Genomic DNA, 20617 nt, shown 5'->3' on the forward strand with positions numbered 1-20617 from the left:
TCAGAAAGCGTAATTCAAGGCAATCAGGCCACTGCCTTCGGCATCGGTCTCGACCAGCGGACTGCCGCGGGTCTGGTCGGTGTAATGCGTTACCCCGACGCTTGCGACGGTTGACCAGTGGGCGTCGAAGGTATGCTGCCAGGCGAGCGCCGCCGAGTAGGCGTAAATGCCGCTGTCTGCGCTGAAACTGGAGAAGCCGGTGCGCTGACTCTGGATCGGGCTCACGCCGAAATAGGTCTGGTTGTAACGGCCGTCACCAGCGTGCGCATCGATGTCGAGGGTCACCGTATCGGTCTGACTGTGGTAGGCGATGCCCTCGAAACCCAACCGGTAACGATTGCCACGTTTTTCACCAGCCACCCGCAGTTCGGCCTCGGCACTGACGGACAGCCACGGCATGAGTTGCTGGGAAACCATGAAGTCGCCAACGGTCGCGCCCTTGACAGTGCCCATCCCTCTCAGCTCGTTGGAACCAGGCCGATTCGTACTGTTTTTCTCGGTACGACCGAAATCGTAATTGAGTGCAGCGCTGGCACCGAACCCGGAATCCGACTGCCATTGCAGCCCCAGACCGCGCGTGGTGTCGGCGAAGAAGATACCGCGCTGGACCGTCAGCATGGGCACCACCTGACTGCGGTATTCATCGGCCCCCATGTAGCGCGGCAGCACGGCCATGCCGAGCCCGAAATTGACGTTGAACCGGTCACCCAGCATCGACTGGCCTTCGGCAGTGCTGTCCTGGGCGCAGGCCTGACCTGCCAGGGTCATGGCCGCAGAGGTGATCAACACGGTCAGCACAGGTTTAAGCAGCGCAGACCGCAGGTGAGTACGAGAGATTGCAGGGCTCATGGGGATACTCCGGTGTCATTCAGGATTGGGGTGGGGTTGTCGGTTCTGCTCCGTGCAGCACTCGAAACAGATCGATGCGGTTTTGCTGCAGCGCATCGAGGGACTGGCGAGCGGCTGCGTCGGCTTCAGCAATACGGAGAGTGGAAACCAGCAATGCAGTGCGCTCGACGGCGCCCGCATTGAGTTCAAAGGACAGGCGCCGCACTTTTTCCTGGACCAGCGCAACCCGCTCGACCTCGTTGCGGACATGGTTCAGGGCCTGCTGACGGCGGGTCAGCACAGCGGACATTTCACGGAAGGCGTTCTGCACAGCCTTTTCATACTCGGCCACCGCGATCTGCTGACGCACCTTGGCAAGGTCCAGGTTGGCCTGATTACGCCCGCCGTCGAACAGCGGCAGATTCAACTGCGGCGTAAACAGCCAGGCCCCGCTGCCGTTGCTGAACAAGGTGCGCAGGCTGTCGCTCTGCAAGCCCACGCCGGTACTGAGTTTTATGGACGGAAAGAACGCCGCACGGGCAGCACCAATGTTGGCATTGCTGGCCTTGAGGGCTTCTTCGCGCTGACGGATGTCAAAGCGTTCCAGCAGACGCTGAGACGGCAGATTCGACAGCCAGGACGGCGTCTCGACCAGCGCGGTGGTCAGCGCAGGGGTGTCTGGCGTGCTGACGGGCAATACCGTCGAATAGCCGGTGAGTAACAACAAGGCCTGCGACGCGTTGGCGTGATCGCTTGCCGCATCCTGCACCTGCTGTTGCGCGCTCAGGGTGTCGAGGCGCTGTGCCATCAGATCATCCAGCGAAAGCGCACCTTGACGCTGCTGCTCTTCGGCCGCCTTGACCAGCATCAGCCGGGCCTCGTGAACCGCCTGCGCATCCTGTTGCACAGCAGCGGCCAGACGCTCGGCCAGCCAGGCGCGGGCGACTTCCGCAATCAACGCACTGCGTGCCGCCTGCTGGCCGTAGGTGCTGGCCAGATAATCATGCCGCGCCGCCTCTGACAGGCTGCGCACGCGCCCGAAGAAATCCAGTTCAAAGTCAGAGACGCCCACCGACGCGATGGAAATGTCCTGGCCATAACGCTCGTCGGCGGCCGCATTATCGAAGTGCTGACGATCGCGCTCGACACCTGCAGCAAGGGTCGGAAAGCGATCGGCGCGGGTAATGCCGCGCATTGCCCTGGCCTCCTCCACACGCAGCGCCGCCACACGAAAATCGCGATTGAACGCGAGGGCCGATTGCAGCAACCGGCGCAGTTCGCCTTTTGGCGACAACTCGCCAGCCAGCGCTTCTTCGTCGGCACTGAGCACGACGGCGCTGGAGGTATTCGAGGCCGGGACCACAGCGGACGCCTGATCGACCGGGACCGGCAACGCCGGACGCTGATAGGCCGGTATCAACGAGCAGCCCGAAAGAGTCAGGCTCGCCAGCATGGCCAGGCAACGCCAGCGGCGGTTGTGGATACGCTTGGACAGCGGTGTACTCATCGGCATAGGATCTGTCCGCGACAGTGGGCTCTGGACAGCATCCTGAACGTCGACTTTCAACAAACCGTTCGTGAATTATCAAGATTTGATCAAGAGGCGCGCTCGTGTCAGGAAAACGCATTCTTATCGTTGAAGACGACGCCGACAGTGCCAGCATTCTCGAGGCTTACCTGCGTCGTGACGGTTTCAACGTCGGGCTGGCCGAAAACGGTCAGCGCGGTATCGATATGCACCGTCAGTGGAAACCCGACCTGATTCTGCTGGACGTCATGCTGCCGCTTGTCAGTGGTACCGACGTGCTGTCGGCCGTCCGGCGCTGCAGCGACACGCCGGTGATCATGGTCACCGCCATGGGCGACGAACCGGAAAAACTCGGCGCCTTGCGCTATGGGGCCGACGATTACGTGGTCAAGCCCTACAACCCGCGAGAAGTGGTGGCCCGCGTGCATGCGGTTCTGCGGCGCTCCCAGCAGAACGGCAACAACGAGCGTCATTTGCGCTACCAGAACCTGCTGGTGGAGCTGGATGCGGTCACCGCGATCATTGAAGGTCAGGATGGCGCAGAGACCGTACTCGACCTGACACCTACCGAGTTCAAGATCCTTTCAACGCTGCTGAAAACGCCGTCCAAGGCCTTCACTCGCGAAGAACTGCTGGAAATCTGCCTTCCCGACAGCGAGGCGCTGGCCAGGGTTGTCGATGCGCATGTGCATAACCTTCGGCGCAAACTGGAGATCCATGGCGTGGAAAATGTGCTGGTCACCGTCCGTTCGGTCGGCTATCGGTTCAGGTGATCTTCATGCGAGATTTTTTCAGGCACAGACAAAAACCGTTGTGGCACTGGGTCGGCATGCGCATGAGCATGCTCGCCGTCGGTGCGGTCATCGTCATCGCGTTCTGCATGTGGCTACACGTCACAGTCTCTGACTGGCTCACCCTGCAGGCAATGCCGGCCGACGTGCGCATGGAGTTCCTGCGGCTGCAGGCAGAGCCCACCCTGGACATGGTCAAGCTGCGCGAACTGTTCTTCGAGTATTACCCGATCGAAAACCTGCTGCCGGGCATTGCCAACAAGGAATGGTGGGTGCTGGCAGCGCTGGTGTCGATCGCGATACCGATCATCATATTCTTCGGCTTTCTGTTTTCCCGTCCGCTTTCCAGCCAGTTCTCCTCGATTGCCAGAGGCGCACGTCAGGTCGCCCAGGGTGACTTCAAGACGCGCCTGCCGATGAGCGCCAACGACCCGGACGAATTGCAGGCGCTGGTCAGCGACTTCAATACCATGACCACTCAGCTCGGCCGTTACGAACTGGAAGTCAGCGAGTCCAGTGCCATGATTGCCCATGAGCTGCGCACGCCACTGAATGCCGCCATGGGACGCATACAAGGCATGATCGACGAAGTGTTCCCGCGTGACCTGGCACAACTGGAAATGGTCCACCGCCAGCTCGGCCAGTTGAACAAACTGGTGAGCGATCTGCACCTGCTCTCGCTCGCCAGCGCGGGTCAGTTGACCCTGGACAAGACGGAGTTTTCCCTTGAGAAACTGGTGGTCGAACGTCTGGGCTGGTTTGCCACGCCGCTCGATGAGGCAGGTGTCGCCGTGATGATCGACATCCCGCGGAAATTGACCGTCAACGCCGACCGTGACCGGATCGGCCAGGTCGTGAATATTCTCGTCGATAACGCGCTGCGCTATTCGGCGATGGGTGGTGAGCTGCTGATTGTCGGCAAAGCCAGCGCAGGGCGCATGGAACTGACCGTCTCGGACCGCGGCCCCGGCTTTGACTCGGAGAACCTCGAACAGGTGTTCGACCGCTTCTGGCGTGCCGAACGTTCGCGGGCGCGCTATTCGGGAGGCAGCGGCCTTGGCCTGTCCATCGCCAGAGCGATTTGTCTCGAGCACGACGGCACTATCGAGGTCCGCAACAGGCCAGGCGGAGGATCCGTCATCCGCCTGGAGATTCCGGGCTGAGCCTGCCTGCCCGGCCCCGCAGATCAGTGCCCCATCAACGAATCGATACCGTCCGGCTTGTCATGCACACCAAAGCGGTCCACCAGCGTAGCGGTGGCCCGGTTCATGCCGATAACGTCGACGCTGATGCCCGCCTTTCTCAGTTTCAAAACCACCTTGTCCAATGCGGCCACAGCGGTGATGTCCCAAAAATGCGCCTCGCGCAGATCGATGACCAGTGTCTCGAGGCTTTCGCGCAGGTCGAATGAGGCCATGAAACGGTCAGCGGAGGCGAAGAATACCTGGCCGGTCACGTAGTAGGTGCGATGGCTGTGGAAGGGATCACGATGCGACGTGACATCGAGGAAGTGAGCGATCTTGCTGGCAAAGAACATCGAGGCAAGCAGAGAACCGACCAGCACACCATAGGCAAGGTTATGGGTCGCCACGACCACCACCACGGTGACCACCATCACGATGTTGGTCGAGAGCGGGTATTCCTTGAGGTTGCGGATCGATCCCCAACTGAAGGTACTGATCGATACCATGATCATCACCGCCACCAGCGCCGCCATCGGAATACGCGCCAGCCATTCCCCCAGAAACAGCATCATGATCAACAGCAGCAAACCCGCACTGAGGGTTGAGAGGCGTGTTCTGCCGCCAGACTTCACGTTGATCATCGACTGGCCGATCATGGCGCAGCCAGCCATGCCGCCGATCAGACCCGTGGCGATATTGGCAATGCCCTGCCCTTTGCACTCACGGTTTCGGTCACTGGTGGTATCAGTCAGGTCATCGACGATGGTCGCGGTCATCATCGACTCCAGCAGGCCCACCACGGCCAGCGCGGCGGAATACGGCAGAATGATCAGCAGTGTGTCGAGATTGAGCGCGACGTCCGGCCACATGAAGGTCGGCAGACTGTCGGGCATTGCGCCCATGTCACCCACGGTTCGTACATCAAGCCCCATGTAAATGGAAATTGCGGTGAGCACCAGAATGCACACCAGCGGCGAAGGCAGCAACTTGCCCAGCACCGGCACGCGCGGGAACAGGTAGATGATTGCCAGGCCCGCTGCGGTCATCGCGTAAACCGGCCAGGTCACATGGGTCAATTCCGGCAACTGGGCCATGAAAATCAGAATCGCCAGTGCATTCACGAACCCGGTAACCACCGAGCGTGAAACGAAGCGCATCAACTCACCCAGGCGCAGATAGCCGGCGATGATCTGCAGTACGCCGCAGAGCAAGGTGGCGGCCAGCAAATACTGAAGCCCGTGCTCTTTGACCAGATTCACCATCAGCAAGGCCATCGCACCTGTAGCCGCAGAAATCATCGCCGGGCGTCCGCCCACGAACGCGATGACCACGCAGATACAGAATGACGCGTAAAGCCCGACTTTCGGGTCTACCCCGGTGATGATGGAGAACGCGATGGCCTCTGGAATCAGGGCCAATGCAACGACAAGCCCGGCCAATACATCGGCACGAACGTTGGAAAACCACGTAGCTTTGATTTTTTCGAGCATGGAAATACCTGTGACAGACGCAGCAAGACGCACGGCAGCGATTGCCGGACGAGCAGGAGCATCGGTTTTCGATTAAGTAGTCAGAGTGGGAGTGGCGGCGACCAAAAAACGGGCGCAGCAACGGGCGACTGCAGCAAGAAGGCAGTCAGGTGTTGCGAGGGGGGCGTAGCGCTAAGGCGGCGTAGGCAGCCAGTTGGAACGGGACACGTCTATTTCCTTCGATGGGTCGTAAGGCGCTGGCATCATAGACCTATCCGTTTGAGTGATTCAAGCGCAAGTCATCTCCCCGAACGACCTGAGTGACGGATGACGCAACACCCTGAAACACGTGAACAAGCCATCTGATTCTGTTTTTTACAGCTGTTGTGTCTCTGTTCGTTATGGCCGGTTTCGCTCATGATGCAGCCTTGTTCATTCGATGCCGCTTATGAAACGTTACGAAAAATTCGCCGCCGACATCTCGGAAATGATTCGCAGCGGCGTCCTGCCCGCCGGGGAAAAAGTCCCGTCCGTACGCGTCGCGAGTCGCACCTGGTCCGTCAGCCCGGCGACGGTCTTCAAGGCCTATTACCTGCTGGAAGACAAGGGACTGATTCAGGCCCGCGCACGCTCCGGGTATTACGTGCGCGAGCATGCCGCCAATGCACTGACCGAACCTGAACTGATCAGACACGCCAGCGAAGGCACCGAACTGGGTGTCAGCGACCTGATCTTTTCAGTGCTCGGCTCGCTCAAGGACCCGGACACCGTGCCATTTGGCTCGGCGTTTCCCAGCCCGCATCTGTATCCGTTGGCGAGCCTGGCAAAGTCGATGGCTTCAGCTGTGCGTGCGCTGACGCCTGCGGGCATCGTCAGCGACATGACCACCGGAAACCCCGAACTGCGCCGACAGATCGCCCTACGCTACATGATCAGTGGCGTGCGCTTGCCCGCTGACGAACTGGTCATCACCAATGGCGCCATGGAAGCCCTGAACCTGTGCCTGCAGTGCGTCACCGAGCCCGGCGACCTGGTCGCCATCGAAGCTCCGGCGTTCTATGCCTGCCTTCAAGTGCTGGAGCGTCTGAAGCTGAAAGCCGTCGAAATCCCCGTGCATCCGCGTGACGGGGTGGACCTCGATTCGCTACAGGACAGCCTGACACGCCTGCCGATCAAGGCTTGCTGGTTCATGAGCAGCTTTCAGAACCCATTGGGCGCGAGCATGACTCAGGAAAACAGGATCAGGCTCTACGACCTGCTGGAACAGCATCAAATCCCGTTGATCGAGGACGATGTGTACGCCGAACTGTATTACGGCGCCAAGGCGCCTCACCCGGTGAAAAGCCTGGATCGCAGCGGACTGGTGATGCACTGCAGCTCGTTTTCCAAGACCCTCGCGCCCGGCTATCGGGTCGGCTGGGTGGCAGGCGGGCGTTACACCGAGCAGATTGACCGCCTCAAGCTCATGACCACCCTCTCCCCTTCGGTCCCCGCTCAGGCCGCGCTCGCCGACTACCTCAAGCACGGCGGCTATGACCGCCATCTGCGTAAACTGCGTGACACCCTCGAACTGCAACAAGGCGCGATGCTCGCTGCAGCCGCCCGCTATTTTCCGGCGGCGACACGCGTCACCCGCCCCGTCGGCGGCTACTTTCTGTGGTTCGAATTCCCCGAGCAGGTTGATTCGCTGCAGCTCTTTCAACTCGCACTCGCGCAGGGCATCAGCCTCGCACCCGGCCCGATCTTTTCCGCGTCACGGCGCTTCAAGAATTGCGCGCGCCTTAACTACGGCACTCCCTGGGACGAACGCAGCGAGCAGGCCATGGCAATGCTGGGCCGTATCATCGCGTCGTTCTGAGCGTTTTCATGCCTTGCATAAAGACAACTGATCCGTATTTTTAAGCCGTTTCTGAATCTGTACCAGAATCTATCCGAGCACGATAATGGCAGCGCATTGAAACGCGCAGGCCAACCGCCAAGAGTGGCGCCTGCGGCTCGTTACAGACAGATCGACCAGCAGGAGACGCTCATGGGCAAGCTCGGACTTTCATTGATAGGTTTTTTGTTATTGGCGATTGCGGTGGGTTTGCTGGGGACTATTTCGCCGTATTGAGCATTGATTACCGCCGTCGTGCTCATCGCTCACGTTTGTACGCACACGTCCTGATGACTATCGCGCCCATGCTGCGCATGGGCGCGAAAATCTGCTCGAAACTCGTTCAGCAGCCGATTAATTAGTCTTCCTCATATACCCTTGCCGATTTACCCGTCTAGTACCTCAGCCTTCCCTCGCATAACTTCCTCTCGACCGATGTTGCTGCAGTGAAATCGTCACTGAGAACAGCCCATCCATGTTTTTTCGCCCGCGAGCTTTGCTGGTTCGTTCCACGGGAGGCACACAATGCAAAAACGTAATTTAGGCAACAGTTCTCTTCAGGTATCGGCGCTGGGCCTTGGCTGCATGAGCATGACCTCGGCCTACGGCCCGGCCGCCGACAGGCAAGCCATGATCAGCCTGATCCGCAGCGCGTAAGAACGCAGGGTCGACTTCTTCGATACCGCGGAAGCCTACGGCCCGTTCAGCAACGAAGAGGCTCGACGCTGGCCTATCCATTAGCGAGGCCCAGGAGATTCTGGTTCAGCTCTACGCCTATGCCGGGTTTCCGCGCAGCCTCAATGCGCTGAACGAACTGATGAACACGGTCGAGGCACGCAAACAGCGCGGTATTCAGGACGCACCCGGAAACGACCCCGGCCGGGCGATCCCCACAGGCGAGGCGTTGCGTGAGGCAGGAGTAGCCAATCAGACACGCATTTCCGGTGGCACCGTCAAAGGGCCTTTATTTGACTTCGCCCCTGTCATCAATCAGTTCCTGAAAACGCATCTGTTCGGCGACATCTTCGAGCGCGACAACCTCGATTGGCAAAAACGCGAGCTGGCCACCGTCGGTGCCTTGGCAGCAACGCCGGGTGCCGAGCCGCAGTTGCGTTCCCATATGCTGGCGAGCATGAGGGTGGGTTTAAGCGCTGCACAGCTGCGCGAGGTGACCAACATACTTGCCGAGCAGGCAGATGAAACCATCGCCAGACGCGCACGCGAGGCGCTGACACAAGCACTCGAAACGTCAAAGGAATGATTATGAACGTGGCAAGAAACCTTCTGATTCACCTTCCTGAAATCGGCATCAGGGGCAATACGCACTTCCCGATGTCCGACCTGAACAACGTCCAGATTGCAGACCTTGTAGCGAAGTTTCTCGCCGAGAAGAATCTGGACTGACAGGTCATCGGCAACGCACGGCATATCGGCCGATACACAATATGCTTACATTACGCTTGGCCCGTTCAACTCACCACAGAATCCCTCAATGTCTCGCGCCAACCTCAACGATCTGCAAGCCTTCGTGGTTATTGCCCGCGAAGGCAGTTTCACTCGCGCTGCGGCACAGCTGGGCGTGTCGCAATCGGCGATCAGCCATACCATGCGCGCCCTCGAAGCGCGTCTTGGTGTGCGGCTGCTGACCCGAACCACGCGCAGCGTGTCACCGACCGAAGCGGGCCAGCGCCTGTACCAGTCGATGGCACCACGCTTCGAAGAAATCGAACTGGAACTGGCAGCCATCAGGGAGTTTCGCGACACGCCTGCGGGCAATGTGCGGATTTCCGCTTCAGAACATGCCGCCAATAACATCCTTTGGCCGAAACTGCTGAAGGTGCTTCCAAACTTTCCAGACATCCATGTAGAAATCACCGTCGATTACGCCCTCACCGACATTGTTGCGCAGCGCTATGATGCCGGTGTCCGCCTGGGCGATCAGGTGGCCAAAGACATGATCGCCGTGCCGATCGGCCCCAGACTGCGCATGGCGGTCGTGGCCTCCCCCGAGTACTTTCGCAACTACACGCCACCTGTCACACCCGGCGATCTGGCAGAACACAGCTGCATCAACCTGCGCCTGCCCACTCACGGCAGCCTGTTGCAGTGGGACTTTGAAAAGGAGGGTCACGAGCTGAAAGCGCGCGTCGAAGGGCAATGGACATTCAACAGCAGCGCGCCAATTCTGCGCGCAGCGGTTGCTGGCTGTGGCCTGGCCTTCCTGCCGGAAGACATGGTTTTAGCGCAGCTTGCCGAAGGGCGTCTGGTGCGTGTACTGGAAGACTGGTACCAACCGTTTCCCGGATACCATTTTTACTACCCCAACCGTCGCGAGCAGTCGTCAGCGTTGGGCGTCGTGATAGATGCTTTGCGCCATCAGCCCTGAATTCATCTGAGGTTGCGGCTGATTTTTTGATCGAGCAAGCCCTCTGGTGTGCAGCAACAGATAACGAAATGGTCTTAAGCCGTTTTGTAAACACATACAAAAAAATTAGATCACCACGCTATGGATGACATCCCAATATGCTGAATTGCCTTCATTGCTACTGTAAGCTTGGGCGCTCTTCTGTGCATTTCCCTTTATATATTCCTGCTTATCCAGATTATTTAAAATTGACAGCGTTTGATCGGCGATACCGGAACAATCAAAAAAGTCCACCAAGTATCCATTGACGCCATCAGTAACAACCTCTTCGACGGGCCTGGTTCTTGACCCCAAAACAACGCACCCCATCGCCATCGCCTCCAGCAATGACCAGGACAACACAAATGGATAAGTCAAGTAAATGTGCACTGATGACAATGACAACACCTGTTTGTATTTGGCATAGCTGACTTTTCCGAGAAAGTGAATACGCTTTAAATCAGATGAACTCATATCAGAAGTCATTTTCTCCCTCCAGCCTGAAGAACCGTGAGGGCGAGCTCCATAGCTGACGCTGTCACCACCGACAATCAGAACTTGTACCGAATCATGGTGATTGAGTATTCGTGACAAAGAACGCATAAATACATGAAACCCCCTATAGGGCTCAAGATTTCTGGCAACGTAGGTGATGACAGGGTCACCACAACGAATAACCTGACCATTCTCTAAAATCAAGTCACTACGGTGAACATTCATAAGCCCATCAAGATCAATTCCTTCATGTATGACTTTTATCTTGTCTCGATAGGCAGCCGGATGAAGGGAGTGCTGCCAGCGGGTCGGTGTGATACCTACATCACACTGTTCAAGGTTGAGTAAGTGAAGAGAATTGATAATCCGTAGTCGAGCACGGCTATCGGCTGATGCAGGAAACTCGGGATCAAATCCTGTATCAGCACCCATAGCATGATAGTAGTACTCGCAAAAATTAATAAGCGGCGTGTCCGGAAATGCATCTTTTATGAATAAAGCTTCTCCCCATCCTGGGTGCGCCAGAATAACAGCAGGACGGTAGCCAGTTCTTTTCAGTTGCAACAGCACTCTGAGAACCTGCTGACCATGAAGCACAGCATCCTCAAAGGTTCTTAAATAATTATGGGTCGTACTTGATACCGACCTCTTGGGCCTGTACCTGATGTGACGCACACCGTGATAGACAGGCGTAGTATCCCGAGAAATGACGGTCAACTCACACGTTGAACGACGTGAAATATCACGAACCAGATTCTTGAACTGGCCCGGAAAATTCTGATGAATAATCAATATATTCAAGTTTCTTCTTCCTGAAGCCAGCATCCAGGCACAGCGTGCCTGGATGCTGAAAGGTCACATGACAACGGGCGTAGAGTAGTTAATCCAGTTGGAGGCGATCAACGAATCAAAAACAGCTTGCTGGTCGCCGGTCAGAGTTATAAGACCATTGACGGGTTCGCCCAGCGTCGACATGACCTCTACCATGTCTTCAATGCCTTCGGCGCTGACGCTGTAACGCGGAGTTGACATCTGATCAATTTTATAATTCTCACCTAAATACCAATCAACAACAGTGACCGAATCAGACGTACCCAAATGTGAAATAATTAAGTCAGTATTATTTTTGGCAAACCAGATCGTTTTGATATCCATCACATCTAACATCAAGGAATCTTTATCTGAAGACACGGTGGAGTAGTTATTAATGACATCTTTACCCGTATCACCCCAAAAAATATTTAGATAATTGTCGTTCCCTTTTCCGCCGATAAGGTAATCATCACCGCCACCACCATACAAAACATCATCACCCGATGACCCCTCAATAAAGTCGCCAAGCTGAGTACCTACCAGAAACATATTATCGTGCCTGGCAACCATAACATTTGAATAGTCGCGCTCTTCCGGAAGGGAAGAATAAACATCAGAAATAGTGCTTGTCGATGTGTTGATACCGTATGCAGAAGCAATCGCTGCCGATGCAACGGCTCCGTCATCAAAAACTATACTTTCTATTGTAGAGTCACCGCCGACAAACCAGTTTTCGAGCGTAATAGAATCAGATGAGGAATTGACATTAATAACCAGATTATTGGCATCTTTAACCAAACCACCACTGATATCTGCACCATTGATGCCCACCAGTCGCAAAATATCTTTCCCGCCCCCGGTGTTATCAATAACATCCTGACCATCACCTTTGGCAAAAACGTAAATATCGTCACCACGACCGCCTATCAGTCTGTCGTTTCCAAGTCCCCCTGACAGCAAATCATTGCCATTCCCTCCGCTAAGCCTATCGTCTCCCCCACGCCCCAACAAAGTATCCGAGCCATTGAAGCCAAATATGTCATCGCGGACGTCAGAGCCGTTAATGACAGAATCAGCGTCTGCCAAATCATTGATACGCGAATCATAAGCAGAGGAAGAAATTAACGGCATTACGACATTGAATATATCAAATATTTTTTGAGCAGGTATGACATCACCTGCCTGGGTCACGAATTGTTCGACCAAAAACTCACCTCCGAGGAAAAAGTTTTTGACAGTCACGTGGCCGGCTGAGACAGCGTTGAAATCGAAAAGTAGATCATTGCCAACTTTCCTGACCGAAGCAGCAAGCAAATTAGCATCAACCCCTCCTTCAAATACAACAGCGTCGCTCGTGCCTCCACCCTCCTGAACTTCAAGTTGTTCGCCCATAGAGAAAAAGTATCGATCACTGCCGGCGCCACCATGAGTGTCGTCGACACCACTGTAGCCATAGATATCTTCTGGCGCATCAGAACCAAAAATCATATCGTTGCCCAGGCTACCTTGAAGTGATTGGTTAGGAATCGGCATTTCGGTCAGCATCATACTTATTTGTTCTTTACTGTAAGCTTTTCCATCAGCGGTACGTACCGTGTAGTCACCCGACCCGACAGTGCTAAAATACTCATCTATCACTGTTATTTTATTAGTATCAGAATCTACAATAATAGCCAATGACGCTGCCATTTTATGAAACGATAATCTCTCAGCAGTGACGCCATTACGAAACAAGATGCTGTCGTGTCCCTCAACAGCACCGATTACATTAGTCCAGATATCACCATTCAAAACGATAACATCGTCGCCAAATCCACCATCGACTGATGAAGCAACAGTGTTAACCACTAACGTGTCATTACCGTCCCCGCCGTATAAATAGGGCGAATACTGTCCTTTGTTAGCAACAGTCTCAAGGTAGTCGTCACCACCAAATCCATAGGCGTCATATCTGCTCGTAGTAATAGTATCGTGACCGGCGCCGCCAGCAAATGGTAATTTTTGATCAATGCGGGCACCTAACAACCCGGTGTATTCTATGTTGACTCCGTTTAAATAGAGATCGGGCACACTACTGAAGCCTTTATTAGCCATCAAATCTTTTAAGGAAATTTTCGTACCGTCAGAAAACTCGATTTGCTCAATACCCGAACCGCGCGGATCGTTAGAGTGCGGAAGCACGATTTGAACTTTGTGCCCACTCCAATTAAGGTCTAAGGTATTATAAGCCATAGCGGCTTTGGCGGCTTGTACAGCATTCGAGAATTCTGTTTCTGGAGTTTTTAATAGATCAAGACTCAAGCCCTCTAGCAACACAGTGCTCTGGGTAAGTTTCAGATCACCAATAGCGACACCGTCAGGCAGAATGACGGTATCGAGGGCGTCAAGCGAATACTCTTCATAGCCAAATGTCCAAATATGTTTATTGTCTGCAGTCCAACTATCATGATCATCAGGCTCTGGAAAGTCGGCAATAACATCAGTACCACTAAATTTATCTATAACGTAAGTGTCTTTTCCGTTACCACCAAAAAATACGTTATTTCCGCCGCCGCCAATTAAAACATCGTCACCATGATGACCGACTAACGTATCATTGCCGTCACCACCTGACATCATCGTCCCGCCGTACCAAAGATCACCATGATACGAATCTAGGGCGTAAGCGACTAATAGATCATCTCCACTACCTGCATAGAAAATATTACCGTGCTCAACATCAACTCGCCCGCTCACATTGTCGCCATAAACAATCTTATGGGTAAATGTCGTCAAGCTAGTAGACACCGAAAAAAGCTTGGAAATTTGTGTGGAGCCTTCAGGAATACCTTTATAGGAATTCGAAGAGGCCGAATTGGCTGGGGGATAAACCCACCACCCATCCGGCTTTCCAGTAACATCGTTAACCTCAACTATAGTGCTACCCAAAGCAAAATCAAATCCAGTGTTAGACACGCTAGGGTGAAACACTGCACCTGATTTTGGAACAAAATTCGATCCTGTTGAGTGGCTAGGAGCGACAGAAATAATAGCGCTATTCTCAACGCGCTTACTGGAACTCGTATCTTCGAAAAGTACAGCTACCGCTGGCTGTTTATGATGCATAGATCCGACCGGAGCTTCAACATGACCAATGACAAACTCACTGTTCCAGTTCTTATAGGAAACCCAACTCGAAAAAGCATTGTCGCCCCTGCTGACCCATTGAAAGTTACCGTCCCCCAATGAAGTGTATACATCACTGGTAAGCCGTAAAAACAAATCATTCTGGACGCTGTCAATAAATTGCTGTTGATAAGACGCGTACGCCGAAGTTTCTTGAAAAGCGGAAGCTTCAAGGACCTGATCAAACCCCTTATAAGTCACACCGGCTAAAACCGCGCTCCAACTTTGATGTAGGGTGTAATAATCCTTTAATGTAACGCTTTCTGGCCCGTTACGGCTGGTGAGAACAAGATCAGCACCCGATTGAGTTACCAGCACGTCGGACAACTTATAGTCCGAGCCGAAAATCAATGTGTTATTCGATGCGCCGTCCGCGATGAATGTGTCATTCTCCATACCTCGCGAAAAATAGAATGTATTATCTCCAGCGCCACCCTCCAACACATCGTTACCTGAACCGCCATCGAGACGATCATCGCCATCCCCACCGTATAGGTGGTCATCACCATAGCCCCCATACAACGTATCGTCTCCCTGTCCGCCTACGATACTGTCATTCCCTAAGCCGCCGTAGATGAGGTCTGCCCCGTCTTTGCCATCAAGTTGATCATCAGCATCTGTGCCGGTAATCGTATCTGCGCCGTTGCTGGAAACAGCCGGTGTTGAAGATACTATTTTCATCACGTCAGCGTGAGTGAGCACCGATCCATCAGCAAAACTATACTTCGCGATGACACTTTCAAAACCGCCTAGAATGGTTAATGAGCCGCCTGGGTACTCTACCAAGAGAACTTTCTGCAATGAAAACGTCAAGGCCTCCTTAAAAAGAACATTATCTCTGGTGATCCCCTGCCCAAAACGGACAACGTTTCCTGAAATATCACTGTCTGCAGCTACGGCATTGTTGGCTTGTTCAACAGTAAGTGGAGTGACTGTGCTAGCGGGAACCCAAACGCTATCAGATATTATGTCATCACCATCGTTTGCATTGACGATATATGTATCTGCGCCCTCTCCGCCATCTAACAGATCGTCACCGCCTTGGCCATTGAGGGAATCGTCACCGCCTTCACCATTAATGACATCAGCTAACATGGTGCCATATACAAGCTCAGACTTTTCAAAGCCGGTGTATTTCAAACTATTTTCGGAGAGTTTTATAAGCTCGGCATAGCTTAATGTAGCCCCATCGACAAAACTAAAACTGGACGTTGACCAGGCTGGCATGTTAGCGAGCAAAACATAACTGCCCAATGAGTCGCCTACATGAAGATACTGTTGACCCAACGACGGAGTTGAAATCCTGACTTCAAGAGAGTCGACCGAAAATTTACCACCAAAGAAAATCTTGTTATTGCCTCCGCTGTCTTCGATGGTGTCTGCGCCGTCCCCGCTGTTAAATAGGTACACATCATTGCCGGTAGAAGCCGAAATAAAATCGTTGCCCTGCCCGCCTTCCAGAACGTTATCTCCCATCCCCCCGAATAACACGTCGTTATCATTACCGCCGAATAACGTATCGTCACCGCCTGCACCTTGAAGGGTATCCTCGCCATTTCCTCCATCAAGGTAATCATTCCCTTCATATAAAGTTGTCAGGCCAGGAAAATCTCCCTCAAGAAAATCCGCACCTTCTCCACCATACAAGGAGTCGGAGCCGCCTCCACCCCATAGGCTATCGTTGCCTGCCTCACCAAAGATCAAATCATCCCCATGCGACTCTGCGGCAACGTCACGACCATCGCCCAAGAGAGTGTCGTTCTCGCCCCCTCCGAAAAGGGTATCGTTGCCTCCCATACCCTGAATTTCGTCATTACCTTGACCGCCATACAAGACGTCGTTGCCGTGCTGGGCTTTCGGTGCAGACGTTTCATCTCCGAACAGAAAATCTTCGCCATCGCCGCCATAGAGAGTGTCGTTATCTTGGCCTCCCATCAGATAATCCGAGCCGTCTCCTCCATCCAGGAAGTCTTGACCTGGAAGATCGTCTCCTCCAAAAAAATTATCGCCCCACAAGGTATCGTTGCCAGTGCCCCCAATTAGTATGTCGTTTAAAGCTGATCCGATCAGTTGGTCATTGCCATCACCGCCATCCAGGTAATCAGCCCCTTTTCCCAAATTTCCAGAATAGTCCAGGCTGTCTCCCGCTAGGAAATCGTCTCCCGTGCCTCCAAAAAGTGTGTCATTTCCATCGTCACCATCAAGTATGTCATTACCGGAGTCGCCACTTAGATAATCGTTTCCAAAACTCCCCCAAAGCATGTCATTTCCTGCACCACCGTACATGACGTCATCACCGCCATCCTCAATATCGTCATTCAGCCCTGCTTTAAACGTGTTGAGTAACATCAATCCATTGTTTTGCAAATCCGTAGTAAAAGACCAATCTGCATCAGGAATACCTCCTATCTCGTCACCGCCAAGAAAATCATCACCATTGCCACCTGCCAGGGTGTCCGCTCCTTCACCGCCAAGCAGCATATCCCGTGATGAGGATCCGATAAGTAGATCATCTCCTTTACCAGCATCTAGCCAATCCTGGAAATTGGCCCCATTCTTGGTTGACGTTGACATTATAAAGTCGTCTAGCGTTGTTTCCACTTCAGCATATAATTCATCATCACCATCGCTGGAAATGAGAATATCTGTTCCAACACCACCGACCAAGGTATCATCACCGACACCACCTGTTAACGTATCGTCTCCACTACCGCCATCTAGCCTGTCATCGCCACCCTGTCGAGACGTTAACTCGTCGTCACCGCCCAGCCCTAATAAATTATCATTCCCAGGGGTATCGAATAATCTATTTTCGCGGTCCGGATCTGCGACGCCAGGCATGACTATTTCATTACCCCAGCCGTCAAGGCCGACCTGAATATCCGCCTCCGTGACATCCTGATCTTCAGGTTTCAAATCTCCTTCAATGGTAGTTAAATTACCAAAACTTCGATCAGGCTCAATGTAGTCACTTAGGGTGATTCCAAAAGTACCCATTACGAAATTATCAATGACTATCCGATCGCCGTCTCCATAAAACATCGACAAGCTTTTACGGTCACCACCTTCGTCACTTAAGGAAAATCTTACATCTCCCGTTTCACTCAACCAGGTGTTAGCACCAGGACCAACTTGCTTACCACCGTGCACAGCCGCTTCATTTATTTTTATTAAACCATCCCCGTCAATAATGTGATCAAGACCGTCGCCTTTGAAGAAGCTATAAGTATCAATACCCGCCCCCCCTTCAAGCTGATCATTTCCTGAGCCGCCGGTTAAGGTATCGGCTCCGCCCATACCGATTAAACGGTCATCGTCTCGTCCACCATTCAGGTGGTCATTACCTTCCCCGCCCTCAAGCAGATCATCGCCATCACCTCCGTACAAATAATCATTACCACTTTCGCCATAAAGATGATCACGTGCCAAGCTTCCAAGCAGGTTATCATCAGCCCGAGAACCAAAGAGTATTGATTGCCGATCTATACCTTCGTTGACATAAAGAGTGTTGTAGGTCGTATTTCCTTCTTCAAACAGGAAAGCGTGCTTTGACAGCGTTATCAGAGGAGAACCCAGTGCCGTATCAGCACCTTCAGCATCAGCTTTCAATAGCAAACTCAAGTATAACGCTCTATCTGACACCCATGCCGAAGTTATATTACCTGTGCCTGTCGCCTGATTGTAATCATTCAGAGTATCGATCCCTTGCATGCCCTGATAAAAACTGTCGTTTTTCAACGCAAAACCATTAAAGTTGTAGGCTGCGTATTTATAAGCAACGTTGCTATACATGAGACTTTCGATTGCGTTAGCAGATAAACCTACCAACGAAGTAACAAAAGTAGTGGGCTTATCTCCAGCCACCCAGTGATTGTTCATAGACAATATATTTTCGTACATATCGTCACGTGAAAGCTCACTAACCCTTGCGGGCTCCTTGACAGGGCTTGAATTGATAATCGCGCTTAAAGCCGATACCACGGAGTCCAGTGCCAGGTTTTCATTAAGCGTGCTGCTGGACAATATACCTGCAATAGCACCAAGGGTCAGAGAGGGGTCAAAAAAGTGCAATAATGATGCAACTGCAAGTGCATCCGAAAGATTGACAATAGAGTGTGCCCCCACTATATCTGACAGTTCATCGAAGCTTTTATAGATGATCCCTGGCACGGTACCTATTTTGGACACCATATCGCCAGGAGATACCAGATTGGTTATTTTTTCCGGCGAGAACTTGGTACCAATCGATGTGGCTCCAGTCTCCGCAACCTGCAATGCAGCTAGCGTGTTAAATAACCATTCGGTATTATTAGCCGCGGGAACAAGTGCCGTATCGAAACCCGGCGCATTGTATGTAAATACCGATTTTACACTGTCTTCTGCCAACCTGCTCAGCACGATCGACAGGTGCCCTCCCAGAGAATGGCCTGCAATATTAAAACCACTTGAACTTAATTTATACCCGTCGCCTGCAATCTTGACCTCAGTTGTAATTCCTGCAGGAACGATGGTCAACCCGAGAGGCGTGTAAATACCCGAGCTGTAACTATAAGCAGTGTATGCTTGGCCTGCCGGCGTAGTAAGCTCTTGGTAATAATTGAATAGATCAATGCTTTGCCAAGTTGCAATTCCATTGAATCCAATCCCAATTGCGTCCGCCTCAACCATATCGTTAAAATCGCCTTCGGTCCCTCGGATTGTAAACGTAACCTCATGTGTAATACGATTTTCAAATATCGCAGCGGCAAATCCATTTTCTGTATTCTGCTGGTAGCTGACCAGTTCGTACTGCTCAACAAAATCTGTAGCTTGTACCTCCGAAAAACCTCCCTTGTCAGGATTAATTAACGCACTAATTACATCTGTATCTGCTAAAGAATAAAAAAGCCCATATGATGCCTGCGCTAACAAACTATTTACTGCATAAATTTTAATATTCATTTCATTTCCCTGCTCAAGATAGGAGGAATAACTTCCTCGATGATGTTTTTTCCATTCAAATCACCGACACACTGCGCACTTAGCCCCACCCGATCAGCCGAAAAGAAAGAAAATAGCAAATCTTGTATTATGCCTCCATTGTACTGAACAATTATTGACTCCCCTAATATCTGATCAGAGTCTATTTTCCTTACTATGTTTTTGTCGATTTTGCCGCCGCCTAACATTTTTATATGCTTGGACTCGTACTGGTAAACACTTTGAATTTTTGTAACAGCCTCCTTATTTACATCCCCATCTTCCCCTTTATAAAATCTATATATTTGATCAGAGGCAGGCTTCAACTTGGCAAGCTCTGCACCTTCGACAAAACCATACCCCTTATTCAGAAAATATTTAGACTCTACTTGCCTAATACGAGGATAGAAAAACCCCTGCACAGGCTCTTTAGCATAAACATGCAGCCCTGCCATAGTAGCGCATGCCACTTTCCACTCAGCATACGAATAAAGCTCAGACCCATAGAATATAAACGACAAACAGAGAAATCTTATTACAACGTGAACCTTTCTTACATTACTCGAGTAACCCCACAGAGAAACTTTGCAAATAAACCAGAAAGCAAGAACATAGTATAAGTACAACAACGGCATTACGAAGATCGCCAAATTTTCACCTCTCCCTTATCATCAGAGCACGCTGATGCCACAACATTATTTAAATAAACATGCAGACCAAGTGATCTACATTCGATAACGCTATAATGCAAATGAATTCAACACGTAGTTTTCAAACCAACGTGCTGATCCAAACAGTAAAGCGCCTGGCATGCATTTTTTTGCATGCCATGAGTCCTAATAAATATCGAAAAGACATCGGTGGAGGGTCTTCTTCAGCCACCTACAACGGCCCTCGTCGACCTGTATCAAATCTTGTACAAATCTGTAGAGGAAGTAAATTGCGCTCCGTGCTGGCAGATTGCTTTTATTGCAAATACCGAATAAATCCGACGAACGGTTTGAACCATCTGCTACAGGCTCATCTGACTGCGGCTGCAGCGGCCGCGCGAAATCGCCCTTCGCTGAAAAAAACGCTGGGTTTTCCAAGAAAGGGTCTATTGGAT

10 protein-coding genes and 3 pseudogenes are annotated in these 20617 nt (G+C 52.4%); 7 read left to right on the top strand and 6 right to left on the bottom strand.

The annotated features are described in order from the left end of the window. Window positions 1–849, bottom strand: a complete 849-nt coding sequence (locus tag BT119_RS14355; RefSeq protein WP_003435876.1) for a MipA/OmpV family protein — start codon at window positions 847–849, stop codon at window positions 1–3. Between the two features lie 19 nt (window positions 850–868). Further along, on the bottom strand, window positions 869–2341 hold the full coding sequence (locus BT119_RS14360) for an efflux transporter outer membrane subunit (protein ID WP_072366150.1): 1473 nt from the start codon (window positions 2339–2341) through the stop codon (window positions 869–871). Between the two features lie 98 nt (window positions 2342–2439). On the opposite strand from BT119_RS14360, the gene BT119_RS14365 reads away from it, so the two are divergent. Further along, a complete protein-coding gene (locus tag BT119_RS14365) occupies window positions 2440–3129 on the top strand; it encodes a response regulator (protein WP_003435879.1) in 690 nt (229 codons plus the stop codon). A 5-nt stretch (window positions 3130–3134) separates the two neighbouring features. Continuing rightward, window positions 3135–4310 carry a sensor histidine kinase gene (locus BT119_RS14370; protein ID WP_058396301.1) on the top strand — a complete coding sequence of 392 codons (1176 nt, stop codon included), beginning with the start codon at window positions 3135–3137 and terminating at the stop codon, window positions 4308–4310. A 23-nt stretch (window positions 4311–4333) separates the two neighbouring features. Here the strand turns inward: BT119_RS14370 and BT119_RS14375 are convergent, their stop codons facing one another. After that, window positions 4334–5821, bottom strand: a complete 1488-nt coding sequence (locus tag BT119_RS14375) for a SulP family inorganic anion transporter (RefSeq protein ID WP_003411446.1) — start codon at window positions 5819–5821, stop codon at window positions 4334–4336. A gap of 427 nt (window positions 5822–6248) precedes the next feature. On the opposite strand from BT119_RS14375, the gene mapR reads away from it, so the two are divergent. From mapR to BT119_RS14400, 5 genes and pseudogenes are all read left to right on the top strand, one after another. Next, window positions 6249–7658 carry a GntR family transcriptional regulator MpaR gene (gene mapR / locus BT119_RS14380; RefSeq protein ID WP_058417309.1) on the top strand — a complete coding sequence of 470 codons (1410 nt, stop codon included), beginning with the start codon at window positions 6249–6251 and terminating at the stop codon, window positions 7656–7658. A gap of 543 nt (window positions 7659–8201) precedes the next feature. After that, window positions 8202–8393, top strand: a pseudogene (locus BT119_RS14390) (aldo/keto reductase); the annotation flags it as partial. Then, window positions 8392–8937 (top strand): annotated as a pseudogene (locus tag BT119_RS14395) (carboxymuconolactone decarboxylase family protein); the annotation flags it as partial. The pseudogenes BT119_RS14390 and BT119_RS14395, both read left to right, overlap by 2 nt. A 23-nt stretch (window positions 8938–8960) precedes the next feature. After that, window positions 8961–9080, top strand: a pseudogene (locus BT119_RS26830) (alpha/beta hydrolase); the annotation flags it as partial. A gap of 88 nt (window positions 9081–9168) precedes the next feature. Then, entirely contained in the window at window positions 9169–10062 is an 894-nt protein-coding gene (locus tag BT119_RS14400; RefSeq protein ID WP_072366156.1) for a LysR family transcriptional regulator, read from the top strand. Window positions 10063–10167: 105 nt separating this feature from the next. On the opposite strand, the gene BT119_RS14405 is transcribed toward BT119_RS14400, so the two are convergent. The 3 genes from BT119_RS14405 to BT119_RS14415 are packed head-to-tail and all read right to left on the bottom strand — an operon-like array spanning window position 10168 to window position 19967. Next, on the bottom strand, window positions 10168–11376 hold the full coding sequence (locus tag BT119_RS14405; RefSeq protein WP_072366158.1) for a glycosyltransferase family 4 protein: 1209 nt from the start codon (window positions 11374–11376) through the stop codon (window positions 10168–10170). A gap of 54 nt (window positions 11377–11430) precedes the next feature. Further along, on the bottom strand, window positions 11431–19494 hold the full coding sequence (locus BT119_RS27510; RefSeq protein ID WP_072366160.1) for a calcium-binding protein: 8064 nt from the start codon (window positions 19492–19494) through the stop codon (window positions 11431–11433). Further along, entirely contained in the window at window positions 19491–19967 is a 477-nt protein-coding gene (locus BT119_RS14415) for a hypothetical protein (RefSeq protein ID WP_248671628.1), read from the bottom strand. Before BT119_RS14415 ends, BT119_RS27510 begins: the two co-directional genes overlap by 4 nt. Window positions 19968–20617 lie beyond the last annotated feature (650 nt).

Source organism: Pseudomonas sp. NFACC10-1 (genome assembly GCF_900119195.1).
GTDB classification, from domain to species: Bacteria; Pseudomonadota; Gammaproteobacteria; order Pseudomonadales; family Pseudomonadaceae; genus Aquipseudomonas; species Aquipseudomonas cerasi.